Annotated in this window: 11 protein-coding genes and 1 tRNA gene; 1 reads left to right on the top strand and 11 read right to left on the bottom strand. The window is 40.5% G+C overall.

Annotated features, from left to right (window positions below):
* Positions 1-228 precede the first annotated feature (228 nt).
* The 3 genes from MWU82_RS15060 to MWU82_RS15050 all read right to left on the bottom strand — a co-directional run bounded on the left by MWU82_RS15060 (position 229) and on the right by MWU82_RS15050 (position 2,018).
* The gene (locus tag MWU82_RS15060) at positions 229-1,476 is read right to left on the bottom strand and encodes a site-specific integrase (protein WP_085496253.1); all 1,248 of its coding nucleotides are present in this window, start codon (positions 1,474-1,476) and stop codon (positions 229-231) included.
* A 226-nt stretch (positions 1,477-1,702) separates the two neighbouring features.
* Positions 1,703-1,776 (bottom strand) — tRNA-Pro (locus MWU82_RS15055).
* Positions 1,777-1,781: 5 nt separating this feature from the next.
* Positions 1,782-2,018, bottom strand: coding sequence for a GIY-YIG nuclease family protein (locus MWU82_RS15050; RefSeq protein ID WP_247097009.1), 237 nt, complete (start codon positions 2,016-2,018; stop codon positions 1,782-1,784).
* A 454-nt stretch (positions 2,019-2,472) separates the two neighbouring features.
* Here MWU82_RS15050 and MWU82_RS15045 point away from each other — a divergent pair, with 454 nt between their 5' ends.
* Complete coding sequence (locus tag MWU82_RS15045; RefSeq protein WP_247097008.1) at positions 2,473-4,395, top strand: VCBS repeat-containing protein; 1,923 nt, start codon at positions 2,473-2,475, stop codon at positions 4,393-4,395.
* A 333-nt stretch (positions 4,396-4,728) separates the two neighbouring features.
* Here MWU82_RS15045 and MWU82_RS15040 read toward each other — a convergent pair whose 3' ends face one another.
* From MWU82_RS15040 to MWU82_RS15005, 8 genes are all read right to left on the bottom strand, one after another.
* Complete coding sequence (locus tag MWU82_RS15040) at positions 4,729-6,312, bottom strand: SusD/RagB family nutrient-binding outer membrane lipoprotein (RefSeq protein ID WP_247097007.1); 1,584 nt, start codon at positions 6,310-6,312, stop codon at positions 4,729-4,731.
* Between the two features lie 34 nt (positions 6,313-6,346).
* Positions 6,347-9,673: a SusC/RagA family TonB-linked outer membrane protein gene (locus MWU82_RS15035; RefSeq protein ID WP_215946660.1), complete on the bottom strand. Its 3,327-nt coding sequence runs from the start codon at positions 9,671-9,673 to the stop codon at positions 6,347-6,349.
* Positions 9,674-10,052: 379 nt separating this feature from the next.
* Positions 10,053-11,543 carry an alpha-L-fucosidase gene (locus tag MWU82_RS15030; RefSeq protein WP_247097006.1) on the bottom strand — a complete coding sequence of 497 codons (1,491 nt, stop codon included), beginning with the start codon at positions 11,541-11,543 and terminating at the stop codon, positions 10,053-10,055.
* A gap of 11 nt (positions 11,544-11,554) precedes the next feature.
* Positions 11,555-13,798, bottom strand: a complete 2,244-nt coding sequence (locus MWU82_RS15025) for a DUF4838 domain-containing protein (RefSeq protein WP_247097005.1) — start codon at positions 13,796-13,798, stop codon at positions 11,555-11,557.
* An 18-nt stretch (positions 13,799-13,816) separates the two neighbouring features.
* On the bottom strand, positions 13,817-16,057 hold the full coding sequence (locus MWU82_RS15020) for a GH92 family glycosyl hydrolase (protein ID WP_247097004.1): 2,241 nt from the start codon (positions 16,055-16,057) through the stop codon (positions 13,817-13,819).
* A gap of 215 nt (positions 16,058-16,272) precedes the next feature.
* The gene (locus MWU82_RS15015; protein ID WP_247097003.1) at positions 16,273-18,600 is read right to left on the bottom strand and encodes a family 20 glycosylhydrolase; all 2,328 of its coding nucleotides are present in this window, start codon (positions 18,598-18,600) and stop codon (positions 16,273-16,275) included.
* A 59-nt stretch (positions 18,601-18,659) separates the two neighbouring features.
* Positions 18,660-19,727, bottom strand: a complete 1,068-nt coding sequence (locus MWU82_RS15010) for a carbohydrate-binding family 9-like protein (RefSeq protein WP_215946656.1) — start codon at positions 19,725-19,727, stop codon at positions 18,660-18,662.
* A 56-nt stretch (positions 19,728-19,783) separates the two neighbouring features.
* On the bottom strand, positions 19,784-20,749 hold the full coding sequence (locus MWU82_RS15005) for a glycoside hydrolase family 130 protein (protein WP_215946655.1): 966 nt from the start codon (positions 20,747-20,749) through the stop codon (positions 19,784-19,786).
* Between the last annotated feature and the right edge of the window lie 14 nt (positions 20,750-20,763).

Below are 20,763 nucleotides of genomic sequence, written 5' to 3'. Positions count from 1 at the left end.
GACCACATAATTTTTGAAGATTGATAATCTTAAAAAATTTGTACGAGATGCAGCGAGGGCCTGAGAAAACAAATACCAAATACGCCAGCACACCTCCCGATAGCCATATCGGGACACTCAAAAAAGTAAAGAATCTCAATCTTTACTTTTTATGCCGCACCCAAAGCAAAGTTACATAACCTGCCTGAATGAATTCGTTCAAACAGCCGCAAAACATTATTTTATAGCTTAATAAATTTCCTCAGCTCTAACCTTTTTTAGCTTCATCGTAGCCATCAAATTCTGCATATCCTCCCCTACCTTCTTTTCAACCACTCTAGCATAGATTTGAGTAGTTGAAAGCTTGGTATGCCCCAAAAGTTTGGAAACGGTTTCAATTGGCACCCCATTGGAAAGTGTAATCGCCGTGGCAAAGGTATGTCGGGCTACATGAAAGGTTATCTTTTTACGAATACCGCAGGCGGTTGTGATATCCCGAAGGGTGCGGTTGATCATTTGGTTGCTGTATATAGGTAATAATCTTCCATTTTCAAGCAGACTAGCATGGCTTTTATATTTATCAATGATTTCCATGGCCTTGGGTAGCAAAGGAATCTTCAAAGGTTCATCTGTCTTTGTTCTTTTAGTATATAACCAATCGTTACCGTCCATTCCTTTTACCAAATGGTCAATTTTTAGCCCACTAACATCAATAAAAGACAAACCCGTATAACAGGCAAAAATGAACAGGTCTTTTATGTGTTGGGTACTTGGAATATTAAACGTGGTATCCTCAATGAGCTGCAGTTCCCTTTCCGTCAGAAATTGACGTTCTGTTTTTTCAAAACGTAGTTTATAATTGATAAAGGGGTCCTTTTCCAACCATTCCAGTTTTACGGCAAGCCTGGACATCTTCTTTAAGCGCTCCATGTGTTTCATGGCACCGTTATTGGCACAACCCATTCGTGTGGCCGGTTTATACTTCCGTATATATTGTTCAAAATCTACAATAAAACCATAATTCAGTTTTTTAAGAGGAATATCCTCAACGCCCATTTTCTCTTTTAAAAATTCCTTGATACAACGTTCCGTACTGTAATAGTTCTTCATAGTTCCTTTTCTAAGGACGCTGATCATGGAGGTATTGTGATAGCTTATCAAATCGAGCAGTGTCTTGCCCCTATCGTCCTCTCCTAAATATCGAGCCTTTATTCCGGCCGAAGTAATGTCAACTTCCTCCTGCAAAAGTTGCCGGTGTGCCTCGTGCAATCCCGTAAAAACCTGATCCAAATACTTGTTTAGAGAGATTACATATTTGGAAAACCCCTTACCTCTTTTGCGTTTTTCGTCCCAAAGGGACACTGGCAATTCCCGATTTAAACTGAATTCCGCTCTTTTTCCATCCACGGTGACCCGAGCATAGATCTTAATGTTCCCATTTTCCAAATTCAATTTTCGAGTGACAAATACCACCGATAATCTACTGTTTTCTAACATATTACATAGCTTTAAATTAATAAATAAACGGTAAAAAACACAGGGTCAAATACCCTCTAAAGCTACTTCAATGTACAAAAAATACTGTGGTTTCAAAATCCCTTTATGGACACCAGAGGGGTGTTTTCAGGTAGTTTCAAGTGGTTTCATCTGGACCCCCTAAAAACATAAAACGTTGCAAATCAGGTGATTTGCAACGTCATGCGACTAGATGAAACTAGTCAAGTCGGGATGACAGGATTTGAACCTGCGACCACACGGCCCCCAGCCGTGTACGCTACCGGACTGCGCCACATCCCGAAAAATTACTTTTCGTCCAGGTATCGTTTGATACCTCTATTCTTTATCCTTCTTTCCAATTGCACCGCCTCAATTCGATCGGTACATGGATAAGTTTTTATCAAATTCCAAGGTCTGCCCTTGGATGTATACTTTTTACCACCATTATTGTGGGTAACAAGCCGTTTTTCAATATTGTTCGTCTGACCCACATAATACCTGTCGGCAATTTCACTGAACAATATGTAAACTACATATTCCATAACTTCAAGCGACCATCACGCCCGGGGCGTGATACGCTACCGGTCTGTCCCGCTCCTTTGCGGGAACTGCGCCACATCCCGATACTACAATTTGCTCAATACTTTCTATTCTTTTTCAGAATCTCCATTTATAAATGAATCCCCTGTGGGGCAGCCTGTCCTGAGCGTAGACGAAGGGCCACATCCCGAAAATGAGATTGCAAAAATAGGAAAGATCAAACAATTTAACCCTAAACTTTAGGCAAAAAAATGATTTTTTTTACTCACCCCTTATATTGTGGTCGATCAAAGGATTATTCCCAAATTCCTGATAAATTTAATTGGTATTCTCAGCTGTGTACCTGCATCTGTGAGGTACCTTTTGTATGATGTTGGTCATTTGAAAAATAAACACTAATTTGAAATTTTTATTTAAATACCTATCAATCTGTAATAAACTTAGTAAAATCCACCTATGATGCTTAAACGATTAATCCTCTGCTTGTTCTTAACGGGTACCACTGTTTCAATTGGCCAATCCACTAATGAAAAATTAATAAGATTGCAATACAAGGATACCAGCACTACCAAGGATCTCGCAGTAGGACTCTGGGCAAACCCCTTACCTATGGATTACGATCAGGACGGGGATCTAGATCTCATTATTTCCTGTACCGATGTTCCTTTTAATGGCACCTTTTTATTTAAAAACAGCACAAAAGACCAACACGGAAATCCCATATTTGATACCCCAGTTAAAATTGGTGAGGGTATGCGGAATGTGGCCATTTCCTATGTCGATGGCGAACCCAGGGTCTTAGGAGTAGGCTTGGAATATGACAACTTTAGACGATATGGATATACCCGGCCCGTAGGCCTTTATCAGGCATCAGAGTTATTGGATCTTTACAAAGAACGTTTTAGCGACTGGAAATATGTTGATTATGACAACGACGGGGATATGGATCTCATTGTAGGCATAGATGACTGGAGTGAATATGGATGGGACAATGCCTTTAATGAAAAAGGCGAATGGACAAACGGAGACCTTCGAGGATACTTGTATTTATTGACAAATGACAATGGAAAATATAGGAACGACGGCAAAATACTGGCCGGGAACGAACCCATTGATGTTTATGGCAACACCACCCCCAATATGGCCGATTTTGATGGCGATGGGGATCTGGATATAATATGTGGCGAATTCGTAGACCGATTTACCTATTTTGAAAATACCGGAAATAGAGAAAACCCAACCTATGCCAAAGGCAGATTTTTGGAGAATACCACTGGCATCCTGGAAATGGACTTGGAAATGATGCGGCCCGTGGCCCTTGATTGGAACAATGATAACAAAATCGACCTGGTAGTTGGTGATGAAGATGGCAGAGTGGTATTTATTGAAAATACAGGTACCGTAAAGGACAATTTGCCCATTTTTATGTCGCCCGTTTATATTCAGCAAAAAAGTCAAAATCTAAAATTTGGAGCCTTGGTCACTCCGTTCAGCGTGGATTGGGACGAAGACGGGGATGAAGATCTAATATGTGGAAATTCGGCAGGTTATATTGGTTTTATAGAGAATTTGGACGGGAGCGCAAATCCAGATTTTAAAGAACCCGTTTATTTAGAGGCCGATGGGGAAGTGATTCGGATAATGGCAGGGGAAAGCGGTTCCATTCAAGGTCCGGCCGAACGCAAATGGGGATACACCACCCTTACAGTTGCCGATTGGGACGGTGATGGCCTAAAGGATATTGTATTAAATTCCATTTTTGGCAAGGTAGAGTGGTATAGAAACATAGGCACGAAAGGTGCGCCCAAATTAACAAAAATGGGAGGTGTTAAGGTAGCCTGGGGGAAAAACACAGTCCCAAAACCCAAATGGAACTGGTGGAGTCCAGAAAAAGACGAATTGGCCACCCAGTGGAGAACAACGCCTTACGCCATAGACTGGAACAAAGACGGACTAATGGACTTGGTAATGTTAGATCACGAAGGCTATTTGGCGTTTTTTGAACGGTTTAAAAAAAGAGGTAAACTCTATCTAAAGCCAGGACAACGTATCTTCAAAAATGCGGATGGCGAAACAGGCAGCGATCTACTTCGTTTAAACGAGCGGGAAGCAGGTGGCAGTGGGCGAAGAAAAATTCAATTCACGGATTGGGACGGGGACGGAGACCTTGACCTTTTGGCCAATAGTGAGAATATTGAATGGTACGAAAACGTAGGAGAATCTAACGGAAATACCATCTTCAAAAAAAGAGGCAACCTGGTCAACACAAAATTAGCCGGCCATACCACGAGTCCAACTGTAGTGGATTGGGACCAGGACGGTAAACCAAACTTATTGATCGGGGCAGAAGACGGACATTTTTATTACCTAAAAAATTAAAGACTAAGCTAACAAAATGGGGTTTTTCTTTCTGATAACAAAATGTGGAATTAATTTAAATTGAATGGTATAAAGGAACTCGATATACATACATGGGTATGTTTAAATTCTATTTCGAGTATTAATAAAGCTACGCTCCCCTTATCTCCAATCGGATTCGACTAAATACTGTTAATAAAAAAGAACTACTTAAGCTTTAGGTGTTAAACTCGCCGGCCTCCTTAAATTTCACCAAAAATCATTTTCAGTTTTGTTAAATGCCAAAAAGTAAAAGCCCGATACAATAGTTGTATCGGGCTTTTGAAAAAATAAAATAAAAACTAACTCAATTCCTTAATTAACGTCCCAGAATAATTTTGTGGTCAAATTATCCTCGCCACTAACTGTATTATAATTGTCTGTGTTATAAACACGCTCACTATTTGGGTAAATCCAACGGTTAGGTGGCAATGTTTGTTCGTTGGCATTATCTACCTGGAAAGTAAATTCAGGTAAATTCAACCTTCTTTGTTCTGCCCAGCTATCTGGCAATTGAAGTACACTGAAGTGTATCCATTTTTGAGTTGCGATCAAAGACAATTTCTCATCATCATTAGTTGCGTTGTCCCAATTTACATCGGCACTAGCAATATAGGCCTGTATTTCCGTATCATTGGTAGGCACTAGATCAATAGCGGTACCATCGGCACTCAAATCACGTAAAGCATAGTAGAATTCAGTTGATTTCTCAATTGCATCCTCATAACTAGCTTGTGCCATGGCGTCATTACTGGCATTCAAATAATATTCTGCTTTAAGTAGACTTACCTCAGCAGCTGTAAACAAAAGCCCAGGGAAATATTCGTTTCTACTTAAAGTGGAACGGTTGTATCTTGATAAGGTACCAGTAGCTACCAAAGTAGTTTGGTCATTTTCATTAAGCAATGGATCCAAACCTAAATAGTCGCTACCGGCATTTTCGCCTGGTTCGTACATAGCTCTTAATCTAGGATCGGTATTATCCAACATGTGATCTATCATGGCTTTTCCAGCCAAGTTACCGTCCCAATCTTCCAGTCCACCTCTAAAGCTTTTGGAGTTGATCGGAGTATCCAAACTAACAACGTCTATCTGAACATTTTCAGAATTATCCTCTACTAAAGGATATTGCCCTGGATTGGCCAAAATGGCAGCAATCTCAGACTGCGCTCTAGATTGGAATTCCGAAACACCGGAAACCCTGGTCAACATTCTTAGTCTAAGCGAATTACAATACTTTTTCCAAGCACTCAAATCACCTCCGTTAACAAAATCCTGGGTCTGAAACCCTACTTGGATTCCTGGACTAACAGTGATACTATTCAATTCATCGGAAAAACCTTTTAAACCATCCAACATAGTAGTATAGATACTTTCGGCAGTATCATAAGTTGGCAATGAAGCTAAGTAATCACCTCCATTTTGGCTTAAGCGACCCGCTTCGGAGAATGGAATATCACCATGTAAGTCCACCACCCTTTGGGTATGATCATAAAGGTAAATTGTGGCCGTAAGCATATATACCCTTAAATCTGCTTGATCCTCTGGAGAAAGGTTATTGTAAATCTTCTCCAATTCCCTGTATTGTGCCAAGAAATCATAGTAATTACCCCAACGTCCACCAATTCCAGCTTCACCGGGAACATATTGGTTGGAAGTATTTATCCAACCTACTGCTTGGGTATAACGTGTTAGTGTAGTTCTAAGCACTACGAAATAGTTCCAATAGGCAGGAAGAACGTAATCCTTATTGGCAACCAACATTCCAGCAAATTGCTTCTCTACTGTTGCTGTCGATACCTTTGAAGGGTTTGCGTAATTCTCGCTAAAATCTGCCTCAGTACACCCGCTAATGGCTGTAGCCATAACAATACTGAGTATTATCGATAATTTTTTCATGAAATATCTTTTTATATAATTCTTATTTATATTATTATAAACTAGCTCTTACCATTAGACCGAAAGAACGAGTTGAAGGGTTGGTACCAACATTATTAACATTTTGGAACCATCTAGAACCTGCCGTGGTCTGTTCCCCATCCATATCCTTGATTGTTCTATATAGATAGAACAAGTTTCTACCGAAAACAGAGAATTGCAATTTACTAAGTCCTATCTTATCAATTACTTTTCTTGGCATTTTGTAGCCTATGGACAACTCTCTCATTTTAAAGTAGGTATTCTCTTTAATGTATAGTTCATAACGGGTGTTTGGACTATATTGAGGTCCACCCCAGTTGTAAACGGTCCAGTAGTAATCCGCGGCAGAAGCTATTTGATCGTTAGGCTGACCATCATTGGTAACACCATCCAACAAAATACCATCATGATAAACCACTTCTCCTCCAGGACCTGCAGCAGCTCCAGGAGTTGTCTGAATTCTTTTTCCTGTACCATCCTCGTAATAACTTAGTCCGCCACTTTCCGTATCCATGAACTTTGTGCTCTCCTCTGTTAGACCACGGCTGGTCATCCAGTTAAGTGCAGTTGGCATTACATGCCCACCTATACGGAAATCCACAAGGGCATCCAAAGTAATGTTCTTATAGCTAAAGGAGTTCATAACACCACCGGTCCATTTTGGCATGGCGTTACCGAATTTTTCCATGTTGTCCGCATCCACTTTATACATTCCATTGGGATCCACAATTTTTCTTCCTTGTGCATCTGTGGCCACTGGATGTGCATAAAGATCCCCCATTGGTTGTCCTACCAACGACTTCAATTGAGCAGCATTTCCATCATAATCCGCATGTAACAGTTCATCCAAACCAGGTGCCAGTTTCTCAACCTTGTTGTTGTTCTTGGCAAAGTTTACGATAGCATCCCATCTAAAGGAACCAGTGTCTATAGGAGTACCAGTCACCGCAAATTCATATCCTTGGTTCCTTAACGTACCAATATTGGTCAGCACATTACTGGCTCCAGAGCTATTCGGAAGTGTCAATGGCAAGATCTGATCAACAATTTGGGCGTTATAATAAGAAGCATCAAGACCTAACCTTCCCTGAAAAAATTTGAGTTCCAAACCAAACTCGTACTCATGCTTCTCTTCTGGTCTAATACCGTCGTTACCAAAACTAGAAGGAATAGTAGTGTAAAGCACTGGGTTGCCTCCTTGAGATCCCAAAGTATTCTGGTTATAGGCAATGTTTGCTCCATAAATATCAGGGTAGTTACCCACGATACCCCAAGATCCACGAATTTTGAAATAATTCATAAAAAGTGGTAGGTCAAATGCCTCTGAAAGTACAAAACTGGAGTTTACCGAAGGATATACAAAACTATTGTTGTTGGGGTTCATAGTAGAGGTCTTATCCCTACGAATTGTCCCCTCTACATAAAAATACCCCTTGTAATCCAAATTCATGGTACCCAAAAACGCATCCTTTACAATAGAGTTTCGGCTACTTCCAGAATTAGGTGTGTTAACCGATGCAGATATGTCAAACCAATTTTCAACGCTCAAACCTCCATTGGTTCCCCTGTTTAGGTGGGATTCAGATTGTTTGGTAGCGTTGTAACCAGCCATCATGGCTAGGGTTAAGTCTGTTGTGATTGGGGTTTCATATCTTAACAACAATTCTCCGTACAAAGAGTTGTAACTATCATTACTCATACTGAAACCACCTGAATTTCCAAAAGCCAAAGGTATAGATGTAGTACTACTGCCCTCTGAATTTCTGTTTGTGAAATCTGTAGAAATTCTACCTCTTAAATTAAGACCGGTGGCGATATCCCAATTATTGGTGATAGTTCCTATGATCCTATTGCTCTGCTCTTCCAAGCGATTCTCCTTTACGCTCCAAACAAAGTTTCCGATATCTCCTTTAAAACCAGGATAAATAATATTCTCCTCAGGAGTTAAACTTTGGTTTGTTCCTGTAACATACTTATATCCTTTACTAGTTTTATAATTGGCCAAATACCAATCTGCACTATCGAAGGGGGACATCATTCCTGTAAAGTTGTTCATCAATCGGTCTACAGAATAAGGTCTATTGAATACGGACTGATTTACATAATTTACAATTACATCAGTAGACATATTATCAGCCCATTTAAAGGTTGCATTTAAGTTAAATATATTCTTTTCCTCCTCAGCTCCAATACTGATCCCCTGATTATCCTGACGAGTATAAGAAAACCTTAAATTGGAATTATCGGTAACATTGGTAATGGACATGTTAACACTTGTATTGTGTGCAGTGTTGAACAAGCCACCATAACGGTCATCCTGAGCCTCATAAGGTCTTACAACTCCATCCCAACCAATGGTTGGCTTACCGTCAAATTTTGGTCCAAAGTTAATACTATAACCCAACACACCTCTAGTTTCGGCAGTTCCATTGCCATCTAAATCATGATAAATAAAACCTTCGGCATCCTGGCCACCATCTGATACGTTCAAAGGAGCACCTGGTCCCCTCACCGTTTGGTATCTTGGAAGATAAGCCACTTTGTCAAAGCTATAGGATGAACTCATATCTACAGTCATTCCTTTCTTCTTGTTCTTACCACTTTTGGTAGTGATCAAAACCACACCGTTTACCGCTTCAGAACCATACAGTGCGGCAGCAGATGCTCCCTTAAGAATGGAAATGTTATCTATATCCTCTGGGTTAATATCCAAAAGACCATTACCTCTAAGACGTTGGTCTCCCCAATAGTTATTGTTGGAAACTTCACCATCCCTAATAGGCACACCATCCATAATAATTAACGGTTGACTCTTACCTGTTATGGAAGCGAAACCCCTTATAGTAATGTTGGAAGCACTGGTAGATCCACCAGGAGTAGTATTTATACTAACCCCAGGAGCTTTCCCATACAATGCAGTTGCAAAGTTGGGTGTTGCAGTTTCGGTCAAAGCTTCTGCACTAATAGTTGCAGTAGCATAACCAAGGGCCTTCTTTTCCCTGGTAATACCCAAACCTGTTACAACAACTTCCCCTAATTGTTCTGCATCCTCTTCAAGAACAACTTTAATAGAAGTCTGTGCTCCCACTGCAATTTCCTTTTTGGTAAAACCTAAAGAAGAAAAAACCAATGTAGCATTGTTCCCTACATTTAGGGAGTAATTACCATCAAAATCCGTGGAAGTACCATTGGATGTACCTTTCTCCACAACGTTGACACCTGGTAGCGGGGTGCCCAAATCATCGGACACTGTACCGGTAACCGTTTTGTTCTGCGCCATCATTCCCTGTACAACGAGAAATGAAGCCAGCAATAAATAGTAATGAAATTTTTTAATCATACTAATAATTTTTAGTTAGTTAATTAGATGTTAAGGGAGTTACCCCAATGTTAAATAATTACTAAATTTTCATTTTCCCGCCTAGGTGGAGAAATTAATTCGACTAATGACAATTGCCGAAAGCCTAATGACGTATTATCGAAAACGTTTTAGTAGAGAACCTTAACAATAATTTGATTTTTATGTAAAAAAGCACCCTGATAGTTATGAATACTATCAGGGTGCTAGGGTAAATTATGATTAATTTATGATAAAATATGTTAATTACCAGAGGAACAAACTGTTGATATCTTTAGCCTTTTCTTCCTTCAGGAATCGTATTCCCTTGCATTTTTAGACCAAAGAATTCATTTTTAAATTCCCAATATGGTATAATTCCTTATTTTATTTTAATAACAAATGCTTCGGTGTCCAACAATTTAGCCTCCAAATCCTTGGGAAGCTGAATAGCCATACCTTTGTCTTTTTGGGTCCATTTTAATTTTTGTTTACCTCCCAATACTTGTGCCTTGGCACTTTTTTTAGGAAAATAATCAGGGAAGACAATTTCTGAAGGCAGGGATGTCTGTCCTTTTTCTACTAGATAGGTGAGGTATACAGTACCATCAGGCTTGGCAGTAACACATACGTTGTCAAACTTAAACGGGGCCAAAGACCGTGTGCCATAGATGGCCTCGTTGTTTACAGACATCCAGTCCCCTATTTCATTCAGCAATTTGTACGCCCCTTCATCCCACTCCCCTTCAGGGCTTGGAGCAACATTCAACAACAAATTACCTCCCTTGGCCACTATATCTACCAAGGTATGGATTGCCTCACGTCCGGTCATGTATTTGGCATCAAAAGAATAGGACCAGCCACCGCCAGCTATGATACAAGACTCCCAAGGATAGGGAAGCGGCTTTTCCGGCACCCTATTTTCCGGGGTAAGGTAATTTTGATTTTTACCGTGAACGGCCCGGTCCACTACAATTAATCCAGGCTGTTTTTCCCTGGCTTTGACCACCAATTCATCCATCTTAATATCTTGGTTAACGATACGGTTCTTTAAATACCCGTTGTCATTGTTAACCAATTGCTGCTCATACCAATTGGTAATTTCAGATTTTGGTGTTTTGGCCACCCAGCCACCATCCAACCACAAGATATCCACCTTGCCGTAATCTGTTAGCAGTTCCAATATTTGATTGTGGGTAAAGTCTATGTATGCCTGCCACTTTTCGGGATTTGCCTCAGGTTCGTAATTAACATTTCTGTCCCTAGGAGGATAATAGGGATCCCAATAGGTAGGAGTATTCCAATCTGGCTTGGAAAAATAAGCTCCTGCCCATAATCCCTGCCCCCTAAAGGAATTGAAAATTTCCTTGGTGATATTGGCTTTGGGGTTTGTCGAAAATGGTGTTTTTGGATCCGTAATTTTGTAATCCGTGTATTTGGAATCGAACATGGAAAATCCATCATGGTGCTTGGTAGTGAACACCACATACTTCATACCTGCATTTTTTGCCGCCTTGGCCCATTTGTCCGGGTCAAATTTCACCGGATTGAAGGTCTTCTGCAAACCTTCATATTCCTTTTTATAAGTGTTATAATCACTGGGGTTGGAGCCCTTTGTACGCTCGCACCAACCATATTCTTCGGGACATAACGACCATGATTCCACAATACCCCACTGACTATAGGTTCCCCAATGCATTAAAAGGCCGAATTTCATATCCTGCCATTGTTCCAATTTTTCCAATACCAAGGGATCTGTCTCGGGAACATATCTCTCGTCCTCATAGATGGCCTGTGCATCCATTACCTGACAAATGAAAGTCAATGTTAGTGCCAACAAAAGAGATCTTAATCTGTTTTTTGTAATATTCATTTATATCGGATTTAATTAATTATTATTTCATCCGCAAAAAGCCAAGAAGGCAATCCTGCAGCGTGATGCCAATAAGGTGTTTTTGTATTTGAAGCCTTCACCTTGATATATCGCGAGTTCCTTTTTTCAAAATCCAATTTAAAAAATTGAATGTCGTTGACCTTACTGTCCTTGGTTAAGGGAAAAGGATTATTAATAGTCCCAAAATTTTCAAAATGCTGGTTATCCAAGGAGCCTGAATAGGTAACCTTCTCTGGAAAAAAAACAATGTGATTGGTAACCTGTAAAAAGGCCAAAGAAATGGTACTAATGCTCATAGGCTCACCTAAATCCACAACCACCTCCATATCATTTCCTTCGTAACCCAACCAGTTGGCATAAAAACTGCTTCCTCCCAAAGCCCTATCCGTAAGTGCCATGGGGTCTTCCTTTGCGTATTTTTTTGGTTTTGTAATGGTAACCACTTTTTTACCCATGGCAACGTTGGGCATTCTTATTACCTCCAGTGCCGACATATAATTTGCCAGGTACTCCGTTACGGTAAAACCCATTTCATTCATTAAGGTAATATTGTTCTTTTCGCTGATTGCCGTAAAATTATCCAGTAATGTTGTTACCAGCGGATTTATTATTTTTTTACCTTCCTCATTGGGAATCAAAAGCCTATATCTGTCGGTAAAATTCTTTCTACTGGCCTCCAGTTCGGCGAAATCCACCCCCAAGCGCGCCACTTTTACCCGTGCCAAGATTTCTGGTTTTTCGGCCACTGCCTTTTCCGCATCATCAAATAATTGGGAATATTTTGAAAGCATCTCCGGACTTAAATAGGATGAAAAAGCTTCAGATGGATCTCCGTAGAGGTATAGAAAAAAATCCTTGTCCTCCCTTAACTTGGCATGAATTTCATCAATGTATTCTTTTATATAAATTCCTGCCTCTTCGTAATAACCAGTAGTAAAATCCGTCAACAGTGCATCAAAATTTTGATCGGGATTCCAGAGTAGTTTTGCTGTTATATAGGATCTAAGTTGAAAAAGTTCACTGGGATTGTTACTGTGTTGCTCAAATACCCACTTTGCATTGTTGTCCCGAAACAATTGAATATTGGGCTGTAGTGTATGTAAATTGGGAAAAGGGGCGAAAAAATTGGTAAACTGTGTTGTATAATCCCATATTCTTATGTTCTTGGTTAATTTACCCCATCCTATTAAATCGTTTGCAAAATCGGTACATTTTTCGGCAATGGGCTCACTTCTGTCACATTCTATAGAACTAAGTGTAATCAATACATTGTCCAAGGGCTTTGTCTTACATGGCTTTCTAGTATATTGATAGGCCAAGGTGGAGATCGTTTTGTCCGGAAAAGCAGCCGCCACCTCATTTACAAATCGTATCATAGTACCCGACGGACTACCCTCTTCCTCATCTATTTTACTACAATTGTCGCACTGGCAATGCTGTTCATTGTCATCCTGACTCACGGATATGACCTTGGACTGTGGATATTGTTCAAACAAAGAAGCTACCGAATCCTTAACAATTGCCAGAACATCAGGATTGGTCAAACACAATTGGGTAGGCAGCCTTTGGTTGCCTCTCAATGAATAATATTCCGGATTTGATTTGTAGAATTTTTCTTCGGGCAAAAACTTGTGGAACGTATGTACCCTAGCACTGGGGACATAAGTAGGGAAGGATTCATATGTTACCTTCTGCTGTTCCGCATAGTCAGGGTTATCGTAAAACAATCTTGAATGTACCGTTCTAGTAGTAATTTCCGGGGTATATACATAATCCAAAGCAGGAAGATCAATTGTTTTGGAAGAGGGTATTTTCTCAACTTCCGGTGCATACCACCTACAACCTAAATAACGTTCCAAAAATTCGTATACAGCATATTTTGTAGCCCTATCAGACCCTCCTGACAACAAGAGGTTTTTATCCAATGTCCTTATAGACATCCCATCCGCTTCCAAATGCCTTTCGGAATCGATACCCAAATAAATTTTTTGCTTGTCACTAGTTTGCGAGGCCTCATCAACTATTTCTAATTTTGCCCCACTTATTTCATGTAGATATCGTTGCAGTATCTCGGCAGACTCATGCTGAGTTTCAGTAGCCCTACCCATAATTACAATTTCGTAATCGGATTGGCCGTCATTAACCAATTCAATCCCATCCATATTACAGGATGCTAAGATCAATAATATTGATAAGAGACTTAGGATTCTGAAATTTGCCTTAAATATTTTCATTCTCAATGCGATTTTGACCTATTTGTTCAATTTCAACTCCAAAGTTTTACTATTTACCAATTCATCATGACCTATAAAATATCCCTTGTGTGGTTTTCCTTCAATCTTAATATTTTCAATAAACCTGTTTTGCTCCGAAAAGTTTGAAATTATAGTTATTTTTTCCTGTTGATAATAATCACTATCCAAATGTATGGTTATCTTATTAAACCGTGGCGTTGTTATGGTATAAATTGGATTGGCAGGACTTATGGGATATATCCCCATCATTGAAAAAACGGCCCAGGCAGACATGGTACCCGTATCATCATTTCCTGGAAGTCCATCTGGCGAATTCTTATAATACGTATCAAGCAAGTCCGAAACCATTTGCTGCGTCCGTCTTTCCTCTCCTTTTACATAATTGAACAAATAGGGGTAGGCGATATCCGGTTCATTGGCCATATCAAAATGCCCCTTATCAAAGACATCCTGCAATCTATTTACAAAAGGTTTTGACCCGCCCATTAGTTGCATAAGACCCTTGGCGTCATGGGTGACCATAAATGAATACTGCCAGGCATTGCCTTCTATGAATCCAAGATTTTTTACGAAGTTGGCCCCGGCTTCCGGGTTATAGGGGGTCAACCATGATCCATCGTCATTTTTAGGTCTTAAAAGATTAAATTCCTTGTCGAAAAGATTCCTATAAGAAATAGACCTCTTGGAGAATCGTTGATAATCCTTCTTCTTGCCCATGGACTTGGCCAACTGGGCTATGGCATAATCTGAAATATTGTACTCCTGGGTAGTAGATACTGATCCGCTATTGGTTGTTTTGGTGGTCAGATATCCTTTTTCCAGATAATCCTTTAGTCCAGGGCGAAGGGGGTTATCCTGAATCTGATCTGCACTTTTGATCATTGCGGAATAGGCCTTTTCCACATCAAAGTCCTTTATACCCTTCAAGTAGGTATCGGCGATAACAATTCCTGCCGGATCCCCAACCATAGTGGTAGTTTCCGTGGCATTCAACTCCCACTTTGGCAACCACCCGCTCTCATCATAGATCTGCAGCATACTCTTTACCATATCGGATTGTTGTCTTGGATAAACCAAACTCATAAGCTGATGCAAATTGCGATACGTATCCCAAAGGGAGAATACGGTGTATCTAGTATCCTGGGTCCTTAAGGTTTCCCTGGTTCTCATTTTGGGATACTCCCCATTATAATCACTTAGCGTACTAGGGTGTATTAAAGTGTGGTACAGGGCCGTATAAAACTTGATCTTATCCTCTTCAACACCTCCTTCTACCTCAATTTTGGACAAATAGTCGTTCCAATTTTCCTTGGACTCTGCCAAAATTTGGTCAAAACTTCGTGTGGATGTTTCCTTTTCCAGGTTTTCACGGGCGTTTTCAATACTGACATAGGAAACCCCAACTTTCATTTCCACTACCGTAGGCTCTTTAAAACTATATCGCATATAACTCCCTATACTATCGCCTACAACTTCCATGGCATATCCGGGCATTATTCTTGTCTTTCCATTGTAGCCCATCCATTCCGCCTCGGCACCCTTGTAGGTGGTCGGCTTTTTCCAAACCCCAAATTCATCCGCCGGCTTGGAGAATTTTGCTACAAAATACACTGGATAAGCTTCCTCTGGTTTATAATAGCAAAATGAACCAACAGAACGGACCCCTTCAATTTCCGTTGGTGAAACTACCTTTACAGAAGCACCTTGTTCATTGGTAAGTCCCAAACCAAGATTTATTAGAATATTGGCATCCCCTTTCGGAAAAAAATATTTGCTCACCCCTACTCTGGTCGTAGCGGTGGCCTCTACCTTTATATTATAATCATCCAAGGTATTGGAATAGTATCCTACTTTAGAAATCTCATTGGAATAGGAAGTACCATATTTTAGATAATCAACTTCAAGATCACCTGTGGTGGGCATGGCCAAAATAACCCCTAGTTCCGGGCAGCCTACACCGCTTAGATTAACGTGACTGAATCCTGTTAAAAAAGTGTTCTCCTGAACATAAGGTGTGGATAACCATCGACTGTCTTTTTCCAAAGGTAAATTTTTGGGTCCCGCCACATTAAAGGGGGACACACTTACCATACCCCTTACCGCAATAGGCCCTGGGTTGGTAGTTCCAAAATTTGATGTCCCAATAAACGGATTCACATATTCTACGGGTTGTTTTTGGGCAAAAGCTCCTAGGGAAAAGACTGCCAGTAATAATAGAATTGTATGTTTTGAGCTCATAGTTGTTCTTTACTATTTATGTTTGCGTTGAATGGTCTTCAATCTTAAATTTACACACTCCCTCCCCACTCCATAGAGGAGAGTTTTCTCCTACCACAGGATTCAATTTATAATTTCAAAATACCCATTTTGAGAGGAGCCTGCCCCGCCTTTTGGCGAGGGTTAGGGGTGTGTTTTCAGCGGAAGGCTAAGCGTGTGTTTTCAAAACGCCTAAATTATTCCACAACCACCTCATCAATAAACATCCAGGAGCCACCTCCCGTTGGCGGAGAACCCAAATTTGTTGCCTTTACCTTAATATATCTAGCGGTCTGTTTCTCTATTTCGATTACAAAATCCTTTAATTCCGAACCATTGTTTGCCGCATAATCCCGTTTTATGATTCCTGCCCTTTTGAAGGTTTTGCCATCATCCGAAAGGAAAACCTCCACTTGAATTGGAAAGTAGATCCCAGAACCTTGATTTTCCATGGCTCCAACAGATATCTTTTCCAATTCCGTAGGAGATTCCATATCAATTACCAATTCCATATCGTCACCCAACCATCCTTGCCATTGTCCGTCGTGAAAATTTTTGGAACCGCGCACTACATTTACCATTCCCAATTCTTTAGCTCCCTGATAACTGTCGTGATATTTATTTATATAGTTTACAGGTTTCCCCACAGCCTTATGGTAGGTGATTGTTTTTTCAAATAAGGCACCCTCAGGTTGTTCATCTTTAAAAACTTGTGCCTTAATGGTAGTAGTCTTTTGGATGTCTATAGGATTGGTGTACTTTTCAGAAGCCAAAGTAATATCGCTACCATCTAGGGTATAGCGAATATCCGCATTGGGGAATTCCGACTTAAGGGCGATTGAAATTACTGCATTTTCGGGATTAACAGTAGTTTCAGTTGTTACCTGATAGGCACTTTTGGCATAATTGACCCCCATAGCACCATATCTTTGAAAAAGACTGCTTACCCTATTTGAAAAATCGTCCCAATTTCTATTATCCTTACTACTCCAAACAGCTTCTGCCAAGGCGGCCAAACGCGGATAGGTCATATACTCCGCTTGGTCATTGGTCGGTACATATTCCGTCCATAAATTAGCCTGACCTCCTAAGACATGCTTGGCCTGCTCCTCACTCATCCCTTCAACCACAGGGTCAAATTGATAGACCTTACTTAGCGGTAAATTACCACCCCAAGCCAACGGCTCAGCATCTTGGTCCCCTTGGTAATAATCAAAATAACAATGTGAATTCGGCGTCATTACCACATCGTGTCCGGCCTCAGAAGCTTCCAGACCACCTTTTACGCCTCGCCAACTCATAACAGTTGCTCCGGGAGCCAAACCGCCTTCCAATATTTCATCCCAACCCAATAAAATTCTTCCCTTGGAACTTAGAAAACGCTCCATTCGTTGAATAAAGTAGCTCTGAAGTTCCTCAACATTGGCCAAGCCTTCATTTGCCACTCTTTTCTTGCAATCAGGACATATCTTCCAGTTGGTCTTGGTGGCCTCATCCCCACCCACATGAATATATTGTGAGGGAAACAATTCCATCACTTCCAATAATACATTTTCCAAAAATTCAAAGGTGGTATCCTTTCCAGCACAGTAAATATCAGTTATAGGCCATACTCCTCCGGAAGGGGCCATTATAGGTTTTTGAAAACAGGACAATTCAGGGTACGCAGCAATGGCACTCATTACGTGTGCCGGCATTTCTATTTCCGGAACCACAGTAACTCCCCTACTACTGGCATAAGCTACAATTTCCTTAATATCCTCTTGGGTATAAAATCCACCATAGGTAGTGGCTGTTCCCAATTCAGCTACAGGCCTGGCATTCCACGGCTTGTCTTCTTGGTCTACCCTAAAGCCACCTACTTCTGTTAATTTTGGATATTTTTTTATTTCTATTCGCCACCCTTGATCATCTACTAAATGCAAGTGCAGGGTATTCATTTTTAACAAGGCCAATTGGTCTATAGTAGCCAGAACATAATCCTTATCAAAAAAGTGTCTGGAAACATCCAACATAGAACCTCGCCATTTAAATCGAGGGCTATCCTTTATTTCCACATTGGGAATATCCCAATTAATATTGTTAACCGCGCTTTTACTTTCTATGGCGACCGGAAGTAATTGTCTTATCGTTTCCAAACCATACAAAAACCCATTAAGACCATTGGCTTTAATAATCACCTGATTATCCGTCACCTTTAGGTTGTAGCCCTCCTCTGACAAGGACGAATCTGTGGATAATAGGACAAAATTGCTGCTTGGCGCGGTATCTACCACTTCTAAGTTCCATCCGGCCGCTGCGGTAAACTTATCCTTCAATACGCCCAAAACCTCCCCTTGACCCTTAGGTGCCACCAATTTGGTGTCCTCGTTAAAGCGAAATGCCCCTTGGTTAAATTTCATTTCCAAAGGTTTGGGAACAATATTTATATCATTTTCAATAAAAATAGTTTTGCTTTCCTCTCCACACCCCACCAGGATAACTAGCAGAATCACTAAAAAGCTTTGAATTATTGTCTTTTTCATTTTACTCCCTTTGTTCATTTCCATTGACCAGCCCTATAGTTTGTGTAATCACATCATTTTTATTCATCAATACTTCGAAATTCCCCATCTTCCTTGATCGTCAATATTTTTCCTGTAAATGGACTTTTAACCCAAAGATTATATCCAAACTGGTGCTTATCCAAACTGGGTTTTATAGACTTGCCCAAAATATTCTTAGGTGTTGCAACTTGCTTTTCAGCACCCTTTTTCCCTTGTAAAACTCCTCTGTAAAGCGAATACAAATGCCATTTTATATAATCGTCCTGAGGAATGGAGAAATTGGCCTTTCCACCAGCCTCTTCTGAAGAAAAGTATACATAGCCCCAATGCTCCGGTTCATGCATATTTATAACTCCTTGAGGTGACCAAACCCAATTATATTCGGGCATAAACTTTCCATTATCGTCCTTTTTTCTGGAATACCTCCCGTCCGTTAGATCAAATTTCCAGTTGACCCTGGAGAAGTTGATCCTCCAAAAATCGTTCTCAGGCACTTGGCCTCCGCTGCTTGCTTCGGTGATCACTTTCCATGGAATGGCTATTTCCACGGTCCATCCTTTGTCCGTGTCCGAGGAATCATTTAAGGTACCGTCGATACTAACTGCCGATTTCACCCCTTGAATATCCCAACTATCTATTACTTTGCCGTGGTTCCTATATGGCTTGGTCAAAAATAAGTCCCACAGTGTATTATGGGCATTCATCTCGTATTCGTAATAATTATGGGTATCGCCGTCCGGGTCTATAAAAATCTCAAAATCATTGTTGTAAAAAATAACGGTATCCCTTTGTTTTAAAGTAGCCCACACATGTGGCTCCTCCATTTCCGCCATAACATATAGGTAATCATTATCCCATAACATTTTCATCCTAGTCCTATAATCTGGTATCAGTTTTCCTTCGATATCAATATAATCTTGGGACCAGGTTGCTTTTTGCCAAGAAGCGTCATCCCCTTTCCCATCTATAGTCAGTGCTTCACTGGCCTTATATGCAATATAGTTTCTTGGTACAAGCTCTTGGCCTTTTACTGCGGTAAAGCCAGCGCACAAAAACAATAGCGCCAAGGACCAGGTTCTGGTTTGGATGGAAAAAGTGGTCTTCATATTTTGATTTTTATTATTTCTATTTAACGAGCAAAAGCCGTGTGGAAAAACACGGATTACAAACTATTCTCCTTTGTGAATTTTACAATTTCAGATATGCGTCCAAATGCCAAGCCGGTAACCGTATCCGCAGCCCCATAATAAATGGCTACCCTATCCTCTTCGATTGAATGCAATGCCGCACATGGAAACACTACATTTGGGACATCGCCCACACATTCATAATTTGTCTGTGGAGATAACAAGTAAGGCTTGGTTCTATACAATACCTGATCTGGTCGTTCCTTATCCAAAATAGCCGCACCCATGGAATATCTAAATCCGTTGCAGGTATTTATTACACCATGATAAAAGGTGAGCCAACCCTCATCGGTCAGTATAGGAATTGGTCCTGCCCCTATCTTGGTGCACTGCCAGGCGCTATCTACAAAAGGGGTCACCTTCATTACACAGCGGTGCTCTCCCCAATATTTCATATCTGGACTATAACTAATGTATATGTCGCCAAAAGGGGTATGGCCATTATCACTCGGGCGACTCAACATAGCATATTTACCATCTATCTTCTCTGGAAATAATACGCCGTTCCTATTAAAGGGTAAAAAGGCATTTTCGCATTGAAAAAATTCCTTGAAATCGAAGGTATACCCGATACCAATGGTTGGACCGTTGTATCCGTTACACCAGGTGATCCAATACCTATCCTCAATAAAGACCACCCTAGGATCGTATTTATAGTCGGATTCTATCATATTGGTATTGCCTGCCTGAAACTGAATGGGCTCATGGTTAATATCCCAATCTATACCATTCTTGCTAAAACCGGCAAAAATATTCATCTGTACCGCCTTATTATCACAACGGAATACGCCAGCAAACCCATCTTGAAATGGAACTACCGCACTATTAAAAATACTATTGGAAGAAGGGATTGCATCCCTCTTTACCACAGGATTCTCCGTATATCGCCAAACTACATCTGCACTATTGGCAGGCCTTTCTTGCCATGGAATGTTACTCACTTTATTTTGATTTA

Origin of the sequence: Arenibacter sp. S6351L (assembly GCF_023016025.1) — a bacterium.
Taxonomy (GTDB): Bacteria; Bacteroidota; Bacteroidia; order Flavobacteriales; family Flavobacteriaceae; genus Arenibacter; species Arenibacter algicola_B.
The sequence above is the reverse complement of the archived record's forward strand: the minus strand, read 5'-3'. Positions and strand labels throughout refer to the sequence as shown.

What these genes read in the sequence shown, in the direction of transcription:
- MWU82_RS15020 (WP_247097004.1), bottom strand. Translation starts at nt 16,057, where the DNA reads ATGAGCTCAAAACATACAATTCTATTATTACTGGCAGTCTTTTCCCTA.
- MWU82_RS15010 (WP_215946656.1), bottom strand. Translation starts at nt 19,727, where the DNA reads ATGAAGACCACTTTTTCCATCCAAACCAGAACCTGGTCCTTGGCGCTA.
- MWU82_RS15040 (WP_247097007.1), bottom strand. Translation starts at nt 6,312, where the DNA reads ATGAAAAAATTATCGATAATACTCAGTATTGTTATGGCTACAGCCATT.
- MWU82_RS15060 (WP_085496253.1), bottom strand. Translation starts at nt 1,476, where the DNA reads ATGTTAGAAAACAGTAGATTATCGGTGGTATTTGTCACTCGAAAATTG.
- MWU82_RS15030 (WP_247097006.1), bottom strand. Translation starts at nt 11,543, where the DNA reads ATGAATATTACAAAAAACAGATTAAGATCTCTTTTGTTGGCACTAACA.
- MWU82_RS15025 (WP_247097005.1), bottom strand. Translation starts at nt 13,798, where the DNA reads ATGAAAATATTTAAGGCAAATTTCAGAATCCTAAGTCTCTTATCAATA.
- MWU82_RS15035 (WP_215946660.1), bottom strand. Translation starts at nt 9,673, where the DNA reads ATGATTAAAAAATTTCATTACTATTTATTGCTGGCTTCATTTCTCGTT.
- MWU82_RS15015 (WP_247097003.1), bottom strand. Translation starts at nt 18,600, where the DNA reads ATGAAAAAGACAATAATTCAAAGCTTTTTAGTGATTCTGCTAGTTATC.
- MWU82_RS15045 (WP_247097008.1), top strand. Translation starts at nt 2,473, where the DNA reads ATGATGCTTAAACGATTAATCCTCTGCTTGTTCTTAACGGGTACCACT.
- MWU82_RS15050 (WP_247097009.1), bottom strand. Translation starts at nt 2,018, where the DNA reads ATGGAATATGTAGTTTACATATTGTTCAGTGAAATTGCCGACAGGTAT.